Here is a 19,215-nt window from a genome sequence, read left to right on the forward strand (position 1 = left end):
AATTTATGGATTTTTAAATTTTTGGCGGTTTGATTAAATTTATTATTGAAATTTATTCTGTTTTATTTAAGGGTTGGATAAAGTGGATTTTTTGTAAAGATATTTAAAATTTTTTATGAATTTAGTATTAATAAATATCGTATTTTGTTATGATTTCATAATGTGATTAATTGCCAATTAAATACCAATTAAAAAATTTAAACTATTGTTGAATTTGTTTTTAAATTTAAAACACATTTCAATAAACAAATTAAGTTAAATTTAGGCTATTTTTTAGATTTAAACCATCAATAAATTAAGTAAATTTCAAAATCCCAATAAGTAATCTTATCTTTAAAAATACTAATTTTAATTTGATTGGCTAATTAGAGCATTGAATTTTTTGCAATGCTCTAATTTTAATTTTAATGCAAAAAGTGTCTAATGCCTGTAAAATACATCGCCATTTTAGCTTCATTTGCAGCTTTTATAACTTCATCATCTCTAATTGATCCACCTGGCTGGACTACCACCTTAACTCCAACCTCTTTTGCTATATCAATACTGTCTCTAAATGGAAAAAATGCCTCACTTGCAAGAACTGAACCTGTTAAATCAATACCCATATCATTTGCTTTTGCTACAGCTGCTCTTGCTGCATCAACCCTGCTTGTCATACCCATTCCAATAGCAACCAAAACAGAGTCTTTCACATAAACAACACAATTGCTTTTAGTTAAAGCAGCAATTCTCCAAGCAATTTCCATATCAGTTATTTGATTTTGATTTGCTTTAATTTCAGTTACTAGGGTTGAATTTTTAACCTCATCATCTTTTATAAAATCTCTATTTTGATAGACAAAACCTGAGTTTATAAATTTAAAGTCAAACTTATCTGTGTCAAATTTATCAAAATCACAAATAAAAATTTTAGTTCTTTTTTTATCTTCAAAAATTTTCAGAGCATCCACATCCATACCTTTAGCAACTATGACCTCCATAAAAGTCCCTTTTTTGTGAAGTTCGTTAGCAAGCTCTAAATTTATAACTCCATTTATAGCAACCACTCCACCATAAGCTGAAACAGGATCGCAAATCAAAGCACTTTTATAGCTTTGAAGTAAATCATCTTTCATTCCAAAACCGCAAGGATTTGCATGCTTGCAAATAGCAACTGAATTTTTAAAACTTTTTGCAATATTTATAGCACTGTGGATATCTGTTAGGTTATTAAAACTAGGCTCGCCTTTTAAAATTTTAAAATGAGTGCTAAAAAAATCCTCAAATTCATACAAAGCACCATTTTGATGAGGATTTTCGCCATATCTTGTATCAAAAACCTTTTTTCCTACTATAAATTTGCTCTTGCCAAAGTTGTTATTAAATTTATCATTCATAAAATTTGCAATATATGCATCATAACTAGCCGTATGTTCATAAGCTTTTATCATCATTTGAAGTCTAAATTTTTCATCGCATTTATCGTTTTTAATATAATTTATCACATCCTTATAGTCATTTTTATCAGTTACTATCAAAACACTTTTATAGTTCTTAGCAGCACTTCTTACCATCGCAGGACCGCCGATATCGATATTTTCTATAATTTCATCAAAATTATTAGTTTTTTTTGTAGTTTCTTTAAAAGGATATAAATTTACACAAACTAAATCAATTTTATAAATTTCATTTTCTTTTGCCTCAAAAATATGCTTTTCATCATCTCTTTTATATAAAATTCCGCCATGAATTTTTGGATGAAGAGTCTTTAGGCGTCCTTCAAACATCTCAGGGCTTTTTGTAAATTCGCTTACTTCAATCGCCTTAATTCCGCTATCTTTTAGTATTTTATATGTCCCACCTGTGCTTAAAATTTCATAATTTAAATTTTCAAGCTCTTTTGCAAACTCAACTATACCGCCTTTATCACTAACACTAATTAACGCTCTCATCTTTACTCCTTATAAATTTTAAATCGTTTATTTTTTTTAAAATATTTTTTTTATCAAAATCTAACTCATCTTTTCTTTTTAAGCTCATACTTATAAATTCTTTTTCTTGTTCTATGCCTATAAATTTTCTATTTAGTAAATTTGCCGCAATACCAGTTGTGCTACTTCCACTAAATGGATCTAAGATTAAACTATTTTCATAACTAGCCATTAAAATAAGCCTAATAAGCAAAGCAAGCGGTTTTTGAGTTGGGTGTTTTCCAGCACTTTTTTCCCAAGGTGCAATAGCCGAAAAAGCCCAAATATCCTTCATCTGCTTATCGCCGTTTATTTTTTTCATAAGTTCATAGTTAAAAATATGCTTATTTTTTTCGTTTTTTCTAGCCCATATAATTTGTTCTGTTGAGTGGGTAAGATAGCGACAACTAAAATTTGGTGGCGGGTTTGTTTTTTGCCAAGTTATAATGTTTAAAATTTTATAACCTAATAGCTGCAAATTTCTACCAATTGAGAATATATTATGATGAGTTCCACTTATCATAATAGAGCCATTATCACTCAACCTATCTCTTGCTAACTCAAGCCAAGTTTTGTTAAACTCATCCATATAGCCTTCATCTTTATCCCACTTGCCTTTGTTTACACTAACTATTTTACCGCTTTGAATACTTAGTCCATCGTTTGATAAAAAATAAGGTGGATCAGCAAAAATAAGATCAAATTTTTCATTTAAATTTGGTAATATTTTAAATGTATCGCCTTCATAAAGAGTGAAATTTTTATCTTCGCTAATAAAATTATTACATTTCATTTTTTATCTTTTCTATAAAAATATTTAAATTTGATAAATTATAGATTTCAATGCTTTTATAAGCTTCTTCTAGTTTATTTTTTGCACTTAACCAGCCACGACCATCTGTTACCCATACAAATCCATATTTATTATTTAAAGAAATTTTTGCATTTATTTCAATATAACTTCTTGCAACCTCATTTAGCTTTGATCCGCCTAAATTATAAAAATTTGTTTCTATAAAGTAAATTTTATTTTTAGTGTTTATCACAAAATCAAATCTTTTTAAATCACTTCCTAAATTTAAATCTATAAACTCTACGCTTTTTACCTCTTTTCTATAATTAATTTTTTCGTTATCAAATTTTCTAGATATTAAATTTTCAAAACTTTTTCCACTTCGGTTTTTTCTAGCATTTGTATCAAGCCCAGCTTCTATACCAAAAACATAATCACTTAAATTTTTGATATTTTGATTTATAAAAATATCCCTCAATCCAGTCTCGCACATAAATTTATAAATTTTATTAGAATTTTCAAAATAGCTTTTTAAGCTGCAAATTTCATTATTATCATCTAATATAAAAATATTTTTATCCCTAACAGCTATTAGTAAATTTAAAACACTAAAACACTCCTTATTTTGACTATATAAAAAATCAATTTCTTGCTTTAAATCATTTTTTCCAAGCAAATAATTAAGAGTATTTAAATGCACTGAAATCTTTTTTAAATTTTTACTGCATTTGTTAAAATCTACAAAAAAATCCAGTTTTTGATTAGTTTGTTTTAAAGAACTTAAAAAATTATCAAATTTTTGCCTATTAACTATACACATTTATTTTTCCTAAAAATATAAATTTTCTATTTAATTTCATACTAAAGATTTTTCTTTATTTTCTAAATTTTTAAGAGTCTCTATAGCTTTAAGCATTTAAATTTTTCTCTTTTTCAATCATTTCATAAGCCACATTTATATCTTTTAATTTTTTAGTTGCCTCACTTACAATATCCTCACTTGCACCATTGCCAATCAAAATATCTGGATGATATTTTCTAACAAGTTCTCTGTATTTTTTCTTAATTTCACCAAAACTCATATCTTTACTAACTCCCAAAACTTCATAAGGATCTAGTTGAAAATGTGTATTTAAATTTTTAAAATTTTTCTCAAATTTAGAAAAAATATCATTTTTCAAAATATCATTTAAATCAAATCCATCGCAAATTTCAATAATAACTTGCTTTTCAAAACTACTCAAATCACCATCAATAAATGCTATATTTAGCAAAAAATATACAATATCTATTCTATAATTTAAATTTAGATCGAAAGTATTTTTATATTCAAAAGCCAAGCTAAAAGCCGATCTTTGACTATTTTTTTGTATATTAAAATGATTTTTTAACTCTTCTCTTTGGTTTGGCAAAAGCCCTTTAGCTTTTACCAAACCATCCAAAATTTCACCAACCAAAATCGCCTCATCTTTGCTAACAATACCATCGCTTTTTACAACTTTTGCGACCAAAGACACTATAAATTTAGCTTCATTAATTTTTGATTGATTTATATCTTTTTGATTTTCTTTAGGTGCAATTATAAAAAAAATTACACCTAAAATCACAAATAAAATCAAATAACTCATTTTAAGCCCTTAAAATATTTTCAAAATCATTTAAATAGATATTTCTTAAATTTTTTAATGAAATTTCAACTTCGTTAATTTTAAAATTTTCTCTACCAACTTCGCCCAATTTTTGAATTTCTAAACCAAATTTTTTAGCATTTTGTTTAAAATTTTCTTCATTAACCACGCCAACTATCGCCCTTGAAAAACTCTCATCAAAAATATCTCTATCATCTTCTACTTCCATTCTAAAATAACCGCCTAAATTTGACATAGCCGCCATTTTAGCAAGAGTTATAGCCACTCCTCCAATACCAACAGAATTTGCAAATTCTAAATTTCTATCTAAATTTTGAGAAATTACAAAATCCCACAACGCTCTTTCTTCTTTAAAATTTATATTAGGAAGAGTTCCGCCTATTTTTCCATATAAAACTTTTTGATAAAGCGATCCTGCAAATACACCTTTTGTTTTACCTATCAAATAAACACTAACTCCATTTTTAGTAAAAATACTGCCTAAAGAGTTTTTGAAATTTTTATTAACACCCACGCTTACGATTCCTGGTGTTGGCTGTATACTAACCCCATCTGTTTCGTTATAAAGACTTACATTTCCACTAACAACTGGTGTATTTAACTCTTTGCAAGCTTCTTTTATGCCCTCACAACCCTCTTTAAACTGCCACATAACTTCTTCATTTTCAGGATTTCCATAATTTAAACAATCAGTTATAGCAAGTGGAGTAGCTCCTGTCATAGCGACTTTTCTACCACTTGTTGCAACAGCTAAACTAGCTCCAATTTTTGGATTTATATAATTCATCCTAGTATTACACTCACTAGCTATAGCAATTGCGACTGAATTTTGCTTAACTCTAATCACGCCAGCCCCTAAAAGCCCAGGCTGTTTTATAGTATTTGTGCCGATATTTGCATCGTATTGATCATAAATAAATCTTTTATTTAATACATTTGGATCGCTCATTATCTTTAAAAATGCATCATTATTGCTAATCTCACTAGCTCCACAACCACATAAATTTAAGCTAGAAATTTCATCCAAATAAGATGGTTTTTTAACAGGTCTATCTAAAATTGGAGCCTTTTGGCTAAGTGGAGAAATAGGTATATCTCCGACTAATTCACCATTCCAATAAAGCTCCATATTGCCGTTATTTGTTACCTCTCCTATAATCTCTGCATCAAGATCGTATTTATCAAATATCTTTTTAATTTCTTCAAAACTGCCTTTTTTAGCACAAATTAACATCCTTTCTTGACTCTCGCTAAGCATTAAATCATAAGGAGTCATACCAATCTCTCTCATAGGAACTTTATCAAGATGTAGTTTCATCCCGCTTCTACTTTTTCCTGCCATTTCAAAACTACTTGAAGTAAGTCCTGCTGCACCCATATCTTGAATTCCAATGATCAAATCTCTTTTAAAAAGCTCTAAGCAAGCCTCCATCAAAAGCTTTTCAGCAAAAGGATCTCCTACTTGTACAGTTGGACGAAGGCTTTTATTTTCATCATTAAAGCTATCACTTGCCATCACAGCCCCGCCAAGACCATCTCTACCTGTTTTTGAACCTACATATATAACAAGATTTCCAACCCCTTCTGCTTTAGCATAAAAAATCTCATCTTTTTTAACAACCCCTAAAGCAAAAGCATTGACTAAAATATTTCCGTTAAAGCTCTCATCAAAACTACACTCTCCAGCTATTGTAGGAATCCCCATACAATTTCCATAGTGCGAAATGCCTTTTACAACACCTTTTAATAAATATCTTTGATACGAATTTATTTTATCATCTCCCCTAATTTCACCAAATCTAAGAGAATTTAAATTTGCTTCAACTCTAGCTCCCATTGTAAAAATATCTCTTAAAATTCCACCAACCCCAGTTGCAGCCCCTTCAAATGGCTCTATAAAGCTTGGATGATTATGACTTTCCATCTTAAAAACAGCCGCCATATCGCCACCAATATCAATCACTCCTGCATTTTCGCCAGGTCCTTGAATAACCCACGGTGCTTTTGTTGGAAAGCCATTTAAATATTTTTTACTCGATTTGTAACTACAATGCTCGCTCCACATAGCCGAAAAAATCCCAAGCTCTAATAAATTTGGCTCACGACCTAAAATTTCTAAAATATTTTCATACTCTTTATTACTGATTTTATGTGCTTTGATGGTTTGTTCGTCCATATAAATTCCTTATAAAATTGATCAGAATTTGATTTTATCTAAATTTAACTATAAAAATAATAAATTTAAGTATAGTTTTTAAATTTATAAAATTAAATGTGTTAAAATTTTAAAATTTACTAAAATTTAAAATAAATCTGATACAATGCGAGCTATTTTATACAAAAAAGGCAATTAATGAAAAAAAATTTTTATTTATACTGTGGGCTTGTAACAATATTTTTAAGCCAAAATTTATCTGCTGCTGGCTATAAGATACCAGAATTAAGTTCTGATTCGATGGCATTAGCAGGAAGCAATATAGCAAAAAGTTTTGGGAGTGATGCAAGCTATTACAATCCAGCAAATATATCTTTTTTGGAAAACAAACATTTTATAGAAGGAAACGCAATGTTTGTTTATCTTGGCAAAACTAAATTTACAAATTACTCTAAACAACCAGGAACTAAAGATTCTACATCAGAGAATTTTTTTAGTCTTGCTCCAACTATTTATTATATTTCACCTGAAATTTTTGATAATTTTAGATTAGGTTTTTCATCAAATGTACCAGTTGGTTTATCAATAAAATGGAATGAGCCATATCCTGCTTCTACTAGCAAAAAATTTGACCTAAAAGTATTTGAACTATCATCAAATATAGCCTATAAAATAAGTGAAAATTTTAGTATAGCAGCTGGTATTAGAGGTGTTTATACTACAGGAAATGTTGTAAGTGAAGTTAAATTAAGCCCTGAAATTATGAAAATGATAAATCCCAGCCAAAACGCTTCGCAGACTTCACAAGGCTATCATATGGAAAGAGACCTAAAAGGAAATAGTATAGATGTTGGCTACAATCTAGCTGCTACATATAAACCTCTTTCAAATTTAAGCCTAAGTGCTACTTATAGATCTAAAATAGATTTAACAGTTACAGGAAATGCACAAATCAAAGAAAATGGCACATCAAAAGATTATAAAGCTAGCGTTACAATACCTCTTCCTGCAAGCTTAAATTTAGGCTTAGCTTATGAATTACATGATTTTACATTTTTATTTGATTATGAAAGAACATATTGGTCTAGTTTAAAATCGCTAGATTTTAATTATAAAGAAAATTTTTCTCATCCATTAACAATAAATTTTGCAGATAAGCCAGTTCCAAAAAATGCAAAAAATTCAAACACTTATAGATTTGGTTTGGCGTGGCAATACTCTCAAAAACTACGATTAATGGCTGGTTTTGGAATAGATGAAAAGATGTTAGATAAAGATAAAATCGGCTTTGAAATGCCTGATGCTAAGGCTTATATCTATTCATTTGGTGCAAATTATGCCATAGATGAAAATATGAACATTGGCTTTGGATATTTATATCAAGATAAAAAAGATAGAGTTGTAAATAAACAAGCTAAGCTTTATCCAGGCACAGTTGATGGTAAATTTAAAAACACAGATGCACAACTAACAAGCATATCATTTAGTTATAAGTTTTAAGGAAAAAATGAGAGTTTTAATAGTTAGATTATCCGCACTTGGTGATATAATACAAGCTAGCATTGTGCTTCAATTCATAAAAAAGCATTTTAATGATTCAAAAATTGACTGGATTTGTGAAGAAAGATTTAGTGAGATTTTAGAAAATCATCCTTTAATAAATCAAGTTATAAAGATAAATTTAAAAGATAAAAACTATTTAAAATCACTAAAAACTTTAATTAAAGCCAGAAAAAATGAGTATGATTTAGTTATTGATTTTCAAGGACTTATAAAATCAAGTATAATTTCTAGAATTATTTCAAAAAATACTATTGGATTTGATAAATTTAGCTCTCGTGAGGCTCTTTCAAGTTTGTTTTACAAAAATAAATTTAATATTAATTATAATGAAAATATCATCATTAGAAATTTAAGCCTTGCAGGGTTTGCTTTGAATTTTAAATTTGATAAAGATGAAATTTTAAATAAATTTCCTTGTTTTCAAACTAAAATTTCAAATAAAAACATAGAAAAAAAGCGAATTCTTTTAGCTCCTTTTGCAAGCGAAGAGAGTAAAATTTATGATAAATTTAACTATCTAGCTTCAAATTTAAGCTACAAAGAAAATGAAGTTTATGTCTGCTTTGGAAGTGAAAAAGAACGCCTTAAAGCTAAAGAAATTATAGCAAACTCAAAGGCCATTTTGCTTGATAAAATGAGTTTAAAAGAGTTAGTTTATTTTATAAATAGCTGCGATTTAGTTATAGGAAATGATAGTGCGATAACTCACTTAGCCTGGGCTCAAAACCGCCCCTCTATCACGCTTTTTGGTAACCGTCCAAGCAGTAGAAACTCATATCAAACACCTGTAAATTTAGTAATTGATACAGGCAAAAAAATCGATGCTTTTAAAATTGATAAAACTGACTTTTGTATAAATGAAATAGATCCAAATTTAATAATCCAAAAAGCAAATAAACTTTTAAAAACTATAAATGATGGATAAGATATGAAAATTTGTGTAATAATGCTTGGACTTTTTGGCGATGTATTACTTAGAACCCCTATTTTAAGGGCCTTAAAAACAAAATTTCCAGATTCTAAAATAACAGTTATCGTGGATAAAATAGGATATGAGGTTTTAAAAAACAATCCAAATATTGAAAAGATAATTACAATGGATAGAAATAGAAGTAATTATTTAAAATACATTATCTCTAAAATTTCAACTCAATTTAAAATAATTCTTAATAAATTTGATTTGTTAATAGATCTTTATGATGGCTCCTCATCAAAGATGATGGCAAAATTTTCTTTTGCAAGATGGATTATCAAAAATAAAACAAACTCAAATTTATATAGTTTTCAAAATAGATTTCATCTCACCAACCAACTTTTTGAAAAAATATCTGAAATAAAATTTCATGATATTGATATAAGCCCTGAATTTTTTATAGATCATAAAGCCACAAAATGCGATTTAGATAAAAATTCATACATTCTATCTCTTGGCTCTGGCGATTTAGAGAAGATTTTAAGCTTTGAGAAGAATTTTAAACTAGTTGAATATATTTATAATAAATTTAACCTAATTCCAGCTATAGTTCAAAATCCAAAACAAGAATTCTTGCAAAATGATTTTATTAATAATTTTCTAGCTCCCAAAGGAATAAAACATATAAAATTAAATGCAAAAAGTATAAATGAAATCGCTTTTTATTTAAAAAATACGAATTTTTTAATATCTCCTGACACAGGCATATTGCATCTAGCTTTTGCTGTAAAAACGCCATCTTTTTGTGTTTTTACAAAAACTCATCCCATTTTGATCACACCCCCCCCTATTGCAAGTCTGGTATAATTTTCAAATCAAGCTATAAAGAAATACACCCCCTTAAATACGATCTACATAAAGTCCCAATATGTTCAAAAGATATAGAATTTGAAACTATAATAAACGATTTCAATCTTTTCATTAAAGACCTAAAAATATATAAAAATTTTATTTGAATTTTAATATATTTTAGATAAAATACCATTTTTTGGAGAGATTAATGAGTTTTGCTTTTGATTTAAGAGATGGTTTTGAAAATTTCAAAGATTTTTTAATAGCCCTAAAAGAGGATTTCAACAATTATAAAACTATCTACAAAGGAAGAAATGAAGTAAAAATTTTAAATAAAAATACCATAAATTTAGTCGTAAAATCTTTTAAGAAGCCAAATTTATTTAAAAATTTACTCTACTTTCTAGGTAAAAAATCAAAAGCTAAAAAATCTTATCAAAATGCTTTTAAGATAGCTGATTTTACACCAAAAGCAATTGCATATATAGAATTTTATGATAATTTTTTTTTAAAAAATAGCTATTTCATTAGTGAAAAATTTGAGTATGATTTTACGATAAGAGAAGTTTTAACTAATGATAAATTTAAAAACAAAGATGAAATTTTAAAAAACTTTACTAAATTTAGCTTTGATTTGCACGAAAAAGGCATTTTACATCTTGATTATAGTGCTGGAAATATCTTAGTAAAAGATGAAAATGAAAATTATATTTTTAAAGTAGTTGATATAAATAGAATGAAATTTAAAGAGTTAAATTTAAATGAAAGACTTAAAAATTTCTCAATGCTTTGGCTAGATGACAAAGACGCTAAATTTATAGCAAAAGAGTATGCAAAGCTTTATGATAAAGATGAAGATATTTGCACTAAAACGATGCTTAATTTCTCACACAATCTTAAAAAACGAAAAAATTTTAAAAAGAGATTAAAAGCTATATTAAAAGGAGAAAAATGTCGCTAATTTGTGTTATGTATCACCATGTAAATAGCGATGATTTATCAAATGACTTAGAGATGTTTGATAAACATTTAGAGTATATTTCTAATAATTTTATATCTGTTTTTCCAGGTGAAAAACTCGCTAAAAACTCAATTTGTCTGACATTTGATGATGCTTATGCTGATTTTTATTTTTTAGTTTATCCACTTTTAAAAAAGTATAATTTAAAAGCTATTTTAGGTGTTCCTACTAAATTTATTTTGCAAAGCACGAGTGTAGAGCCTAAAAAAAGAATGAGTTTTAAACACAACGCCGCTTCACAAAACTATAAATTTGGCTCTCATACAACTTTTGATGAGTTAAAAGAGATGATTGATAGCAGCTTAATTCAAGTTGCCTCACACTCTCATTCTCACATAGTTTTAACTGATGAAGGAGTGGATTTAAATTTAGAACTAAAGCACTCAAAAGAGATTTTAGAATCAAATTTAAATATCAAAGTTGATAGCTTTATATTTCCATTTGGCAAATATAATAAAAATATTTTAAATGAAGCAAAAAAACATTATAAATATAATTTTAGAATAGGAAGTGCTATCCAAAAAGATTTTAAGGGAATTAACGGAGTTATTTATAGGATAAAAGGAGATAATCTAAAATCCCCTGATGAAATTTTTAAATTTAAAAATATGCTTAAATACCGTCTTAAAGCTCTATTTAAAAGGATATCACAAAAATGATAAGTGCTGTAGTTTTAGTTAAAAATAATGAGCTAACCTTAGAAAAAACTTTAAAAAGTTTAGAGTTTTTAGATGAAGTTATCGTTTATGACAACGGCTCAACGGATAATTCTATAAATATAACAAAAAGTTTTAAAAATGTAAATTTGATAAACGGCGAATTTATGGGCTTTGGCAAAACTAAAAACCGCGCAGCAAGTTTTGCAAAAAATGAGTGGATTTTAGTCATTGATAGCGATGAAGTGGTTGATGATGAGTTAAAAGAGGTTTTAAAAACTAAAAATTTAGATAAAAATTATGTTTATAAACTAAATTTCAAAGCTTTTTATAAGGATATTGAGATAAAACATTGCGGTTGGAATAATCAAAAAATCAAACGCCTTTATAACAAAAATATTACTTCATATAACCAAAATGATGTCCATGAAGATATCATAATTGACGGTTTAAAAACTGAAAATTTAGCTGGAAATGTTAAGCACTATAGTTATCACTCTATAAGCGAGTTTATTCAAAAAGCTGATCTATACTCAACACTTTTTGCTAAAAACAATGCCTCTAAAAGAACTTCAAGCCCCACAAAAGCTTTTTTTAACGCCTTTTATTCATTTATAAAAACATATTTTTTTAAAAAAGGCTTTTTAGATGGATATGCTGGATTAATAATCGCAGTTTCGCACGCAGTTACAAATTTTTATAAATACATTAAACTTTATGAGATAAACAATGAAACTACTAATAACAAGACACGATAAAATAGGTGATTTTATCCTAACTCTTCCTATGATAAAACTAGCTAAAAAAAGGCTTCCAAACTCATTTGTAGCTGTTTTAGTTTCAAAGGTAAATTATGAATTTGCTAAAAAAATAAGCTTTATAGATGAAGTAATTTTATATGATGAAAATCCTTTTAAACTTAGTAAAACTCTTAAAAAATATAAATTTGATATATCAATTAGTGCTTTTATAGATACAAATTTAGGGCTAGCTCTTTTTTTAAGCTGTATTAAAACAAGAGTTGCACCAGCAACTAAAATAGCTCAAATTTTTTTTAACAAAAGAGTAGTTCAAAGACGAAGCAAAGGCTTAAAAAAAGAGTTTGAGTATAATATAGATTTATTAAAATTTGCTTTTCCTGATATTAATACTAAATTTACAGCTCCTGTTTTAGAAATAGATGAGAGTTTTCAAAAAGAAATTTTTAATAAATTTAAAGCTAAATTTAAATTAAACGATGATAAAAAAATCATCGCTTTTCATCCTGGATTTGGGGGAAGTAGTGATGCAAATTTAAGTTTTGATGAGTATTTAAATTTAGCAAAAAGCATTCATAAAGATATAAATATAGTTTTTAGCTTTGGTCCTGATGATGAAGTGGCGTTAAATTATTTTCAAGAAAACTTAGATTTTAAAGCTATAATTTTTAAATCAACTTTAAGCCTTTATGAATTTTGTGCTTTAGTTAGTAACTTTAAACTTTTTGTTAGTACTTCAACTGGACCTATGCATTTAGCAGCAGCTGTAAATACACCAACAATGAGTTTTTTTAATAACTCAGCCTTTAGCAAAAGATGGATAAGCATAAATGATAAGCAGATAAATTTTTATATAGATAAAGATAATCATAAATTTAAAGAAATAAAAAAAGCTTTAAATGAGTTTATAAACAAAGGTTTCAAAAAATGAAATTTGAGTGGGATTATTTTTCAGATCAGCCAAAAGTTATAAAAGATAAAGCTTTTAAAAAGAAAATGCGTAAAAAATATATATTTGATTTTTTAATAATGTTTATAAAATCTATTTTTATTTTACCTTTTGCAACTTTAATAATGAAGTTTTTTAAAGGTAAAAATGAGCTAAAAAATAGCGAATTTTACGGACTTTGTGTGAATTTAGATAAAGGAGATGAACAAATAAATTTAGCAAATGAACTTGGAGTTAAAAATCTCTTAATTAGAGTTTTTTTATCAGATATAAATAATATTGATAAATATTACGAGTTTGCCTCTAAATTTAAAGATAAAAATATTTTAATTTGTGTAGTTCAAGATAGAAAAAGCATTGAAAATCTCTTACTTTTAAAAAATAATTTAGAAATTATTTTTTCTAAATTTAGCCATTTAACAGATGAGTTTCAAATAGGAATTGCAATAAACCGCCTAAAATGGGGCTTTTTTGCACCAAAAGAGTATTTGGATTTTTACGAAGTTGCTCAAAATTTAAGAGATAAAAAATTTAAAAATTTAAAGCTATTAGCTCCAAGCGTGATTGACTTTGAATACCACTACAATGTAGCAACTATGTTTAACTTTAAAAATATTAAATTTGATAAAATATCAAGCCTGCTCTATGTAGATAGGCGTGGAAGTCCAACAAATACTCAGTTTGGAATTTTTAATCTTAAAAATAAGATTAATTTGCTCTACGCTCTGTCTAAATTATCTCCAAAATCAAGTGATGAAATTTATATAACAGAGACAAATTATCCTATCATAAACACCGCTCCTTACGCACCAACTAGCCAAAAAGAGTGTGTTAGCATAGAAGACTACACTAAATTTATGCTAGAGTATCATAAAATAGCTAAAAAAAGTGGGAAAATAAAAAGAGTTTATTGGCATCAATTAATCGCTCCAGGGTATGGTTTGGTTGATAACCGTGATGATAAAATTATCAAAATGCCACAGTTTTATGCTTATAAAAAGATGATAAATGAAGATTTTAATTGAGATTCCAAACTGGCTAGGAGATGCAGTTATGAGCTCTCCTGCTGTGCAAAATATCATAAAAGCTTATCCAAATGCTCAAATTACAATTTTAGGCTCATTTATCTCAAATTTTGTTTTTAAAAACTATCCAAATGTAGAGAAATTTATCATAAACGATAGCAAAAACCATAAATTTAGATTTTTATATCTAATTAAATTTGCTAGAAATTTAGGCAAATTTGACTTAGCTTTTTCTTTTAGAAGGAGTTTTTCATCTAAATTTATGATGAAATTTGTTAGCTCAAAAAAGAAATTTTGCTATAAAAGATATACAAAAGATGAAATTCATCTAGTTATTAGATATAATGATTTCATAAATCGCTCTTTAAATTTAAGCACCCTGCCAGGAGATCTGAAGCTTTGCTATAAAAAGCATGATTTTAAGAAAAAAACTTTAGGTATAAATCCTGGTGCAACTTATGGAAGTGCTAAAAGATGGTATCCAGGCGAGTTTGCAAAAGTTGCTTTAAGCTTAAGTAAAGAGTTTGATATAGTTATTTTTGGCGGAAAAAATGAGATAGAAATCGCAAATGATATAGAAAATATTTTAGTTCAAAACAGAGTTTTAAATTATCAAAATTTAGCTGGCCTTACAAGTGTTGATGAACTGATAGAAAAAATTGCAGGACTAAGCCTTTTTATCACAAATGATAGCGGCCCTATGCATATAGCAGCTGCTTTTAAAGTGCCAACTATAGCGATATTTGGTCCAACTAAATTTAGTGAAACTTCGCAGTGGAACAATCCACATAGCAAAATCATAACTAAAAATTTAGAGTGTAGTCCCTGTATGAAAAGAGTTTGTCCGTTAGAGCATCATAATTGTATGAAAAACATAAAAGCACAAGATGTTTTAGAGGAATTTAAAAATTTAAAAAAGGATATGGATGAGAGATAAAATTTTGTATTATATTTATGTTATTTTTAACACCATTTTTAAAATTGTACCAAAAATTTTATCAAAATTTATTGTGGATGCATTTTCTTGGCTAGTTTTTATATTTGACTTCAAACACAATAAAACAGCAATGGCAAATTTAAATTTAGTATTTAAAGATAAAAAAACAAAAAAAGAGAAAAAGAGAATAATATTTAACTCATATAAAACACTAGCTTATAATATGTATGAGCTTTTAGAAAATCAAAACCTACCAAAAGATGAAATTTTCAAAAAAATGAGAGTTGTAAATGGAGAAATTATTTCAGATGCTTTAAAAAATAGAAGAAAAATAATCTTTATAACAGCCCATTATGGTGGATGGGAGCTAACTTTGCCTGGAATTGCTTTAATGTATAATATGAAAGTAGGTGTTGTTAATAAAAGAATGAAAAATCCATATATTCAAAAAATTTACGCTATCGCTAGAGAGAAAAATAACATAACTATGATAGATAAGAGTTTTGCTGCAAAAGGAATGTTTAAAACCCTAAAAGATGGAAATCAAGTAGCAATTGTAGTGGATCAATCTATAAGTAATGGCGTAGAAATAGAATTTTTAGGAGTAAAAGAGATAGCTACAGACTCAGCAGCCAGACTTGCTATAAAATTTAATGCATTAATTATCCCTATTTTAACGACAAAAAATAGTTGGAGAGAGTATGAAATCACGATTTTTGAAGTAATAGATCCATTAAAAATTAAAGAAGAGGATAAAATTTATGCAATCACTAAGCTACAAAACGATATAATTACAACTCAAATTTTAAAGCAACCAAATCACTGGCTTTGGCAGCATAAAAGATTTAGAAAATATAATTCTCATATTTATTATTAGGAGTAAAATTGAAAAAGCAAGCACTTATGATCAATAGATTTACCAAATTTGCAGGTATTTTTGTAAAAGGATTTAGTTATATTTATCACTTTTTTTTACCAAAAAAGCGTTTTACTATACCTAAATTTGACCCAGCCCAAAAAGATCAAACTCGCAAAACGAAAATTCCAAATACCATTTGGCAGATAAATTACACTTACGAAGTATCTCTTCCTGTTTATATAAATTTCAAATTCAACAGATTGTTATCAAAAAAGTGGAATTATAGACATTTTAGCAATGATGATGCGACAGAATTTATAAAAAAAAATAGTGATGAAGAAACGTTTAGATTATATAATTTATTAAATGACGGAGCTGCTAAGGCTGACTTTTTTAGAATGTTCGTGCTTTATAAATTTGGTGGAGTTTATTTAGATATCGACGCTACTTTTTGTTTGCCTCTTGATAAACTTATAAAGTCTGATGATGATGAGCTATTTTTAATGACAAAACATCGTTTTAGCAACTATTTTGTAGCAAGCGCACCAGGAAATTTATATATTAAAAGAACTCTTGATTTGATTTTAGAAAATATTAAAAATCGTTATATTAAAGATGGTGTCTATAATCTAACTGGACCAAATGTATTAAATAAAGCAATAGATGATGAAAACAGCGTCCAGCACCGCCACAACCGCTACACTTGCGTTCAAGGAAGCTTTACAAATGAGTATTTTCAATACCTTGATAAACCAAAGGGGAAATGGATTTATATAAAAAATGATGAAATTTTAAAAAAGGATAATGAATGATTAAAATTTATAAAAATAGATGGTTAAATTTACCAAGAGAAATTAAATTTGAAAAAATTTATTTTTATATGGGATTAGTATTTGCTTTTACAATGCCTATTTCAAGAGTAATGATAAGTTTTTTTATTATAGCTTTTCCACTTGTTTGGATAATAGAAGGTGATTTTAAAAGAAAATGGCAAGAGATAAAAGAGTCAAATTTTTTAACAATATTTATGCTTTTTTATATAATTATTTTAATAAGTGCTATATTTTTCTCCGATAATAGCAAGGTTGCTTTTAAATTTTCAAGACTTTATTTATATTGGCTAAGTATATTTGTTTTAGCAACTTCAATAAAAAAAGAGTGGATAAACTCTATCTTAAGTGCATTTTTATTTGGTATGTTGATTAGTGAATTTATAGCTTATGGGGTATTTTTTGAGATATGGCAATGGAAGCATGATGCACAAAACACGTTAAGTCCATTTATGTTGCATATTGATTATAGTGTTTTTTTAGCATTTACATCTATCTTGCTTTTTACTAGAATTTTGTCTAAATTTTACTCCTTAAAGCAAAAATTTTTTATGCTTTTGTTTTTTATAAGCACGACTGGAAATTTATTCTTACAAACTGGTAGAACAGGGCAAGTTGCTTATATAGTTGCAATTATAGTGATGTTTTTCTTGCATTATAAATTTAGAATTAAAGCCATCCTTTTGGCCACAGTTTCAATAATTATTATATATAGTTTATCTTTTAATTTTAGTAATAATTTTCAAAAAAGAGTTAATGATACAATAAATGAAATAAAAATTATAAAAAATGGAAATTTAAATACATCTTGGGGTACTAGAATGGCATTTTTCATAACAACTTATGAAATTTTAAAACAAAATCCTATTTTTGGTATTGGGCTTGGTGATTTTGAAGAAGAAACTGCAAAAATTTTAAAGATGGAAAAATTTAGTAATTATGACTCTTATTTAAAAAATTTTATGAGTTCCAATCATTACCACAACCAGTTTTTAATGATATCTGTTCAAATGGGCTTAATTGGTCTATTTTTTTGCATAACTCTTTACTTTTTAGGATTTAAAATGGCAATTCAGACAAAAGATAGAGAACTAAGAGATATTTTCATACTTTTTATGGTAATTTATACGGTTGGAAGTTTCGCTGATCCACTATGGAATAAACAATTTACTCAAATAATTTGGGTGTTTATAATATCTTTAATGATGGCTAATAAAAAATATGAAATGAAAGATAGCTTAAAAGATTTTGTAAACAAATCAATATTTAAGGGCTAAAAATAAACCCTTAAATATTTAAAATAACTTAAACACAAAGAAAATATTATTTTTACTGCTTTAATTTTCTTTCTTTTTTGATAAGATAGAAAGTTTGTTTTAAAACTAAAAACCAAATAAGCATTTTAGGATTAAAATTAATATTTTGATTTGGATTATTTATAATTTAAATTTCAAAAATATCTCAATTTTTATTAAATCAACAATCAAAGATTTTTATTAAATTTATTATTTAAAATCAAGAGTTAATTTAATCTCCCATCAATCTCAAAAACAGCTACCATTTAAATCTTTTTATTAAAAATTCTAATTATTTATTTAATAAATTATATAGATTGTTGGTTAAATTTAGCTTTGTTGATTGAATTTGATTTGTTTAGATTTTAGTTTTATTAATTAAATTTGATTTGTTTAGATTAAATTTGATTTGTTTAGATTAACTTCAATTTATTTCTTTAAACATATCAATTTAAATTTAGTTTTATTGATTAAATTTGATTTGTTGGTTAAATTTAGTTTTATTGATTAAATTTGATTTGTTTTAAAATTAAAAACTAAATATTTTAATTAAGATTATAAAATGATGTTTTGGTATAAATAACCATCTTTTATATTCTAAAGATGGTTATAATTAGAATAACTTATTTATCCATACTATCTTCAACTGTAATTTCATCTTTTATAGCTTCGAATTTCTTATCTCCTATGCCTTTTATGTTTTTAAGCTCTTCTATGTTTTGAAATTTAGTTTTTTCTCTATACTCAATTATTTTATCAGCAGTATTTTGACCAATACCTTTTAAGCTCATAAGCTCTTCTTTTGAGGCGGTGTTGATATTAATAGCTCCAAAAAGTGTGCATAGAGAAAAAATAAATAATAAAAGTAGTTTTTTCATAATAAATCCTTTAATAAATTTCAAAGATTATAGATAATTAATATCAATAAATGGTTAATTGGTGGTTGAATTTAAGTTAGAAAAATGAATTTAATTTATAATTTATGGATTTTTAAATTTTTGGCGGTTTGAT

The 19,215-nt window shown here is 26.8% G+C and carries 18 protein-coding genes; 12 read left to right on the forward strand and 6 right to left on the reverse strand.

Going from position 1 to position 19,215, the window contains the following annotated elements; translation table 11 throughout:
• Positions 1-404 precede the first annotated feature (404 nt).
• The 5 genes from purH to purL form a co-directional block, all read right to left on the reverse strand.
• Entirely contained in the window at positions 405-1,931 is a 1,527-nt protein-coding gene (gene purH / locus F1B92_RS05115; RefSeq protein WP_154570800.1) for a bifunctional phosphoribosylaminoimidazolecarboxamide formyltransferase/IMP cyclohydrolase, read from the reverse strand.
• The gene (locus F1B92_RS05120; RefSeq protein WP_154570801.1) at positions 1,915-2,742 is read right to left on the reverse strand and encodes a DNA-methyltransferase; all 828 of its coding nucleotides are present in this window, start codon (positions 2,740-2,742) and stop codon (positions 1,915-1,917) included. The genes purH and F1B92_RS05120 overlap by 17 nt, the downstream gene beginning before the upstream one ends.
• Positions 2,732-3,556, reverse strand: a complete 825-nt coding sequence (locus tag F1B92_RS05125) for a type II restriction endonuclease (protein WP_407643635.1) — start codon at positions 3,554-3,556, stop codon at positions 2,732-2,734. Before F1B92_RS05125 ends, F1B92_RS05120 begins: the two co-directional genes overlap by 11 nt.
• 94 nt (positions 3,557-3,650) lie before the next feature.
• Complete coding sequence (locus tag F1B92_RS05130) at positions 3,651-4,370, reverse strand: DnaJ domain-containing protein (protein WP_154570803.1); 720 nt, start codon at positions 4,368-4,370, stop codon at positions 3,651-3,653.
• A gap of 1 nt (position 4,371) precedes the next feature.
• Positions 4,372-6,567 (reverse strand): phosphoribosylformylglycinamidine synthase subunit PurL, encoded by a 2,196-nt coding sequence (gene purL, locus F1B92_RS05135; protein WP_154570804.1) that lies wholly within the window; start codon positions 6,565-6,567, stop codon positions 4,372-4,374.
• A 177-nt stretch (positions 6,568-6,744) separates the two neighbouring features.
• Here purL and F1B92_RS05140 point away from each other — a divergent pair, with 177 nt between their 5' ends.
• The 12 genes from F1B92_RS05140 (at position 6,745) to F1B92_RS05195 (ending at position 18,186) form a co-directional block, all read left to right on the forward strand.
• Positions 6,745-8,046 carry an OmpP1/FadL family transporter gene (locus F1B92_RS05140; RefSeq protein ID WP_154570805.1) on the forward strand — a complete coding sequence of 434 codons (1,302 nt, stop codon included), beginning with the start codon at positions 6,745-6,747 and terminating at the stop codon, positions 8,044-8,046.
• 7 nt (positions 8,047-8,053) lie between these two features.
• Entirely contained in the window at positions 8,054-9,034 is a 981-nt protein-coding gene (gene waaC, locus F1B92_RS05145) for a lipopolysaccharide heptosyltransferase I (protein ID WP_154570806.1), read from the forward strand.
• A 3-nt stretch (positions 9,035-9,037) separates the two neighbouring features.
• On the forward strand, positions 9,038-9,889 hold the full coding sequence (locus F1B92_RS05150) for a glycosyltransferase family 9 protein (protein WP_154570807.1): 852 nt from the start codon (positions 9,038-9,040) through the stop codon (positions 9,887-9,889).
• Between the two features lie 193 nt (positions 9,890-10,082).
• Positions 10,083-10,835, forward strand: coding sequence for a lipopolysaccharide kinase InaA family protein (locus F1B92_RS05155; RefSeq protein ID WP_154570808.1), 753 nt, complete (start codon positions 10,083-10,085; stop codon positions 10,833-10,835).
• Positions 10,826-11,554, forward strand: coding sequence for a polysaccharide deacetylase family protein (locus tag F1B92_RS05160; protein ID WP_229770939.1), 729 nt, complete (start codon positions 10,826-10,828; stop codon positions 11,552-11,554). The genes F1B92_RS05155 and F1B92_RS05160 overlap by 10 nt, the downstream gene beginning before the upstream one ends.
• Entirely contained in the window at positions 11,551-12,309 is a 759-nt protein-coding gene (locus F1B92_RS05165; protein ID WP_154570809.1) for a glycosyltransferase family 2 protein, read from the forward strand. Before F1B92_RS05160 ends, F1B92_RS05165 begins: the two co-directional genes overlap by 4 nt.
• A complete protein-coding gene (locus F1B92_RS05170; protein ID WP_154570810.1) occupies positions 12,281-13,240 on the forward strand; it encodes a glycosyltransferase family 9 protein in 960 nt (319 codons plus the stop codon). The genes F1B92_RS05165 and F1B92_RS05170 overlap by 29 nt, the downstream gene beginning before the upstream one ends.
• On the forward strand, positions 13,237-14,283 hold the full coding sequence (locus tag F1B92_RS05175; RefSeq protein WP_154570811.1) for a hypothetical protein: 1,047 nt from the start codon (positions 13,237-13,239) through the stop codon (positions 14,281-14,283). The genes F1B92_RS05170 and F1B92_RS05175 overlap by 4 nt, the downstream gene beginning before the upstream one ends.
• Positions 14,267-15,220, forward strand: coding sequence for a lipopolysaccharide heptosyltransferase II (waaF, locus tag F1B92_RS05180; protein ID WP_154570812.1), 954 nt, complete (start codon positions 14,267-14,269; stop codon positions 15,218-15,220). The genes F1B92_RS05175 and waaF overlap by 17 nt, the downstream gene beginning before the upstream one ends.
• Positions 15,210-16,097, forward strand: a complete 888-nt coding sequence (locus F1B92_RS05185) for an LpxL/LpxP family acyltransferase (RefSeq protein WP_154570813.1) — start codon at positions 15,210-15,212, stop codon at positions 16,095-16,097. Before waaF ends, F1B92_RS05185 begins: the two co-directional genes overlap by 11 nt.
• A gap of 8 nt (positions 16,098-16,105) precedes the next feature.
• The gene (locus F1B92_RS05190; protein ID WP_154570814.1) at positions 16,106-16,891 is read left to right on the forward strand and encodes a glycosyltransferase family 32 protein; all 786 of its coding nucleotides are present in this window, start codon (positions 16,106-16,108) and stop codon (positions 16,889-16,891) included.
• Positions 16,888-18,186 carry an O-antigen ligase family protein gene (locus tag F1B92_RS05195; protein WP_154570815.1) on the forward strand — a complete coding sequence of 433 codons (1,299 nt, stop codon included), beginning with the start codon at positions 16,888-16,890 and terminating at the stop codon, positions 18,184-18,186. Before F1B92_RS05190 ends, F1B92_RS05195 begins: the two co-directional genes overlap by 4 nt.
• A gap of 641 nt (positions 18,187-18,827) precedes the next feature.
• Here the strand turns inward: F1B92_RS05195 and F1B92_RS05200 are convergent.
• Entirely contained in the window at positions 18,828-19,082 is a 255-nt protein-coding gene (locus tag F1B92_RS05200; RefSeq protein ID WP_154570816.1) for a ComEA family DNA-binding protein, read from the reverse strand.
• Positions 19,083-19,215: the final 133 nt, after the last annotated feature.

It is taken from the genome of Campylobacter portucalensis (assembly GCF_009690845.1).
In the GTDB taxonomy this organism is placed as follows: Bacteria; Campylobacterota; Campylobacteria; order Campylobacterales; family Campylobacteraceae; genus Campylobacter_B; species Campylobacter_B portucalensis.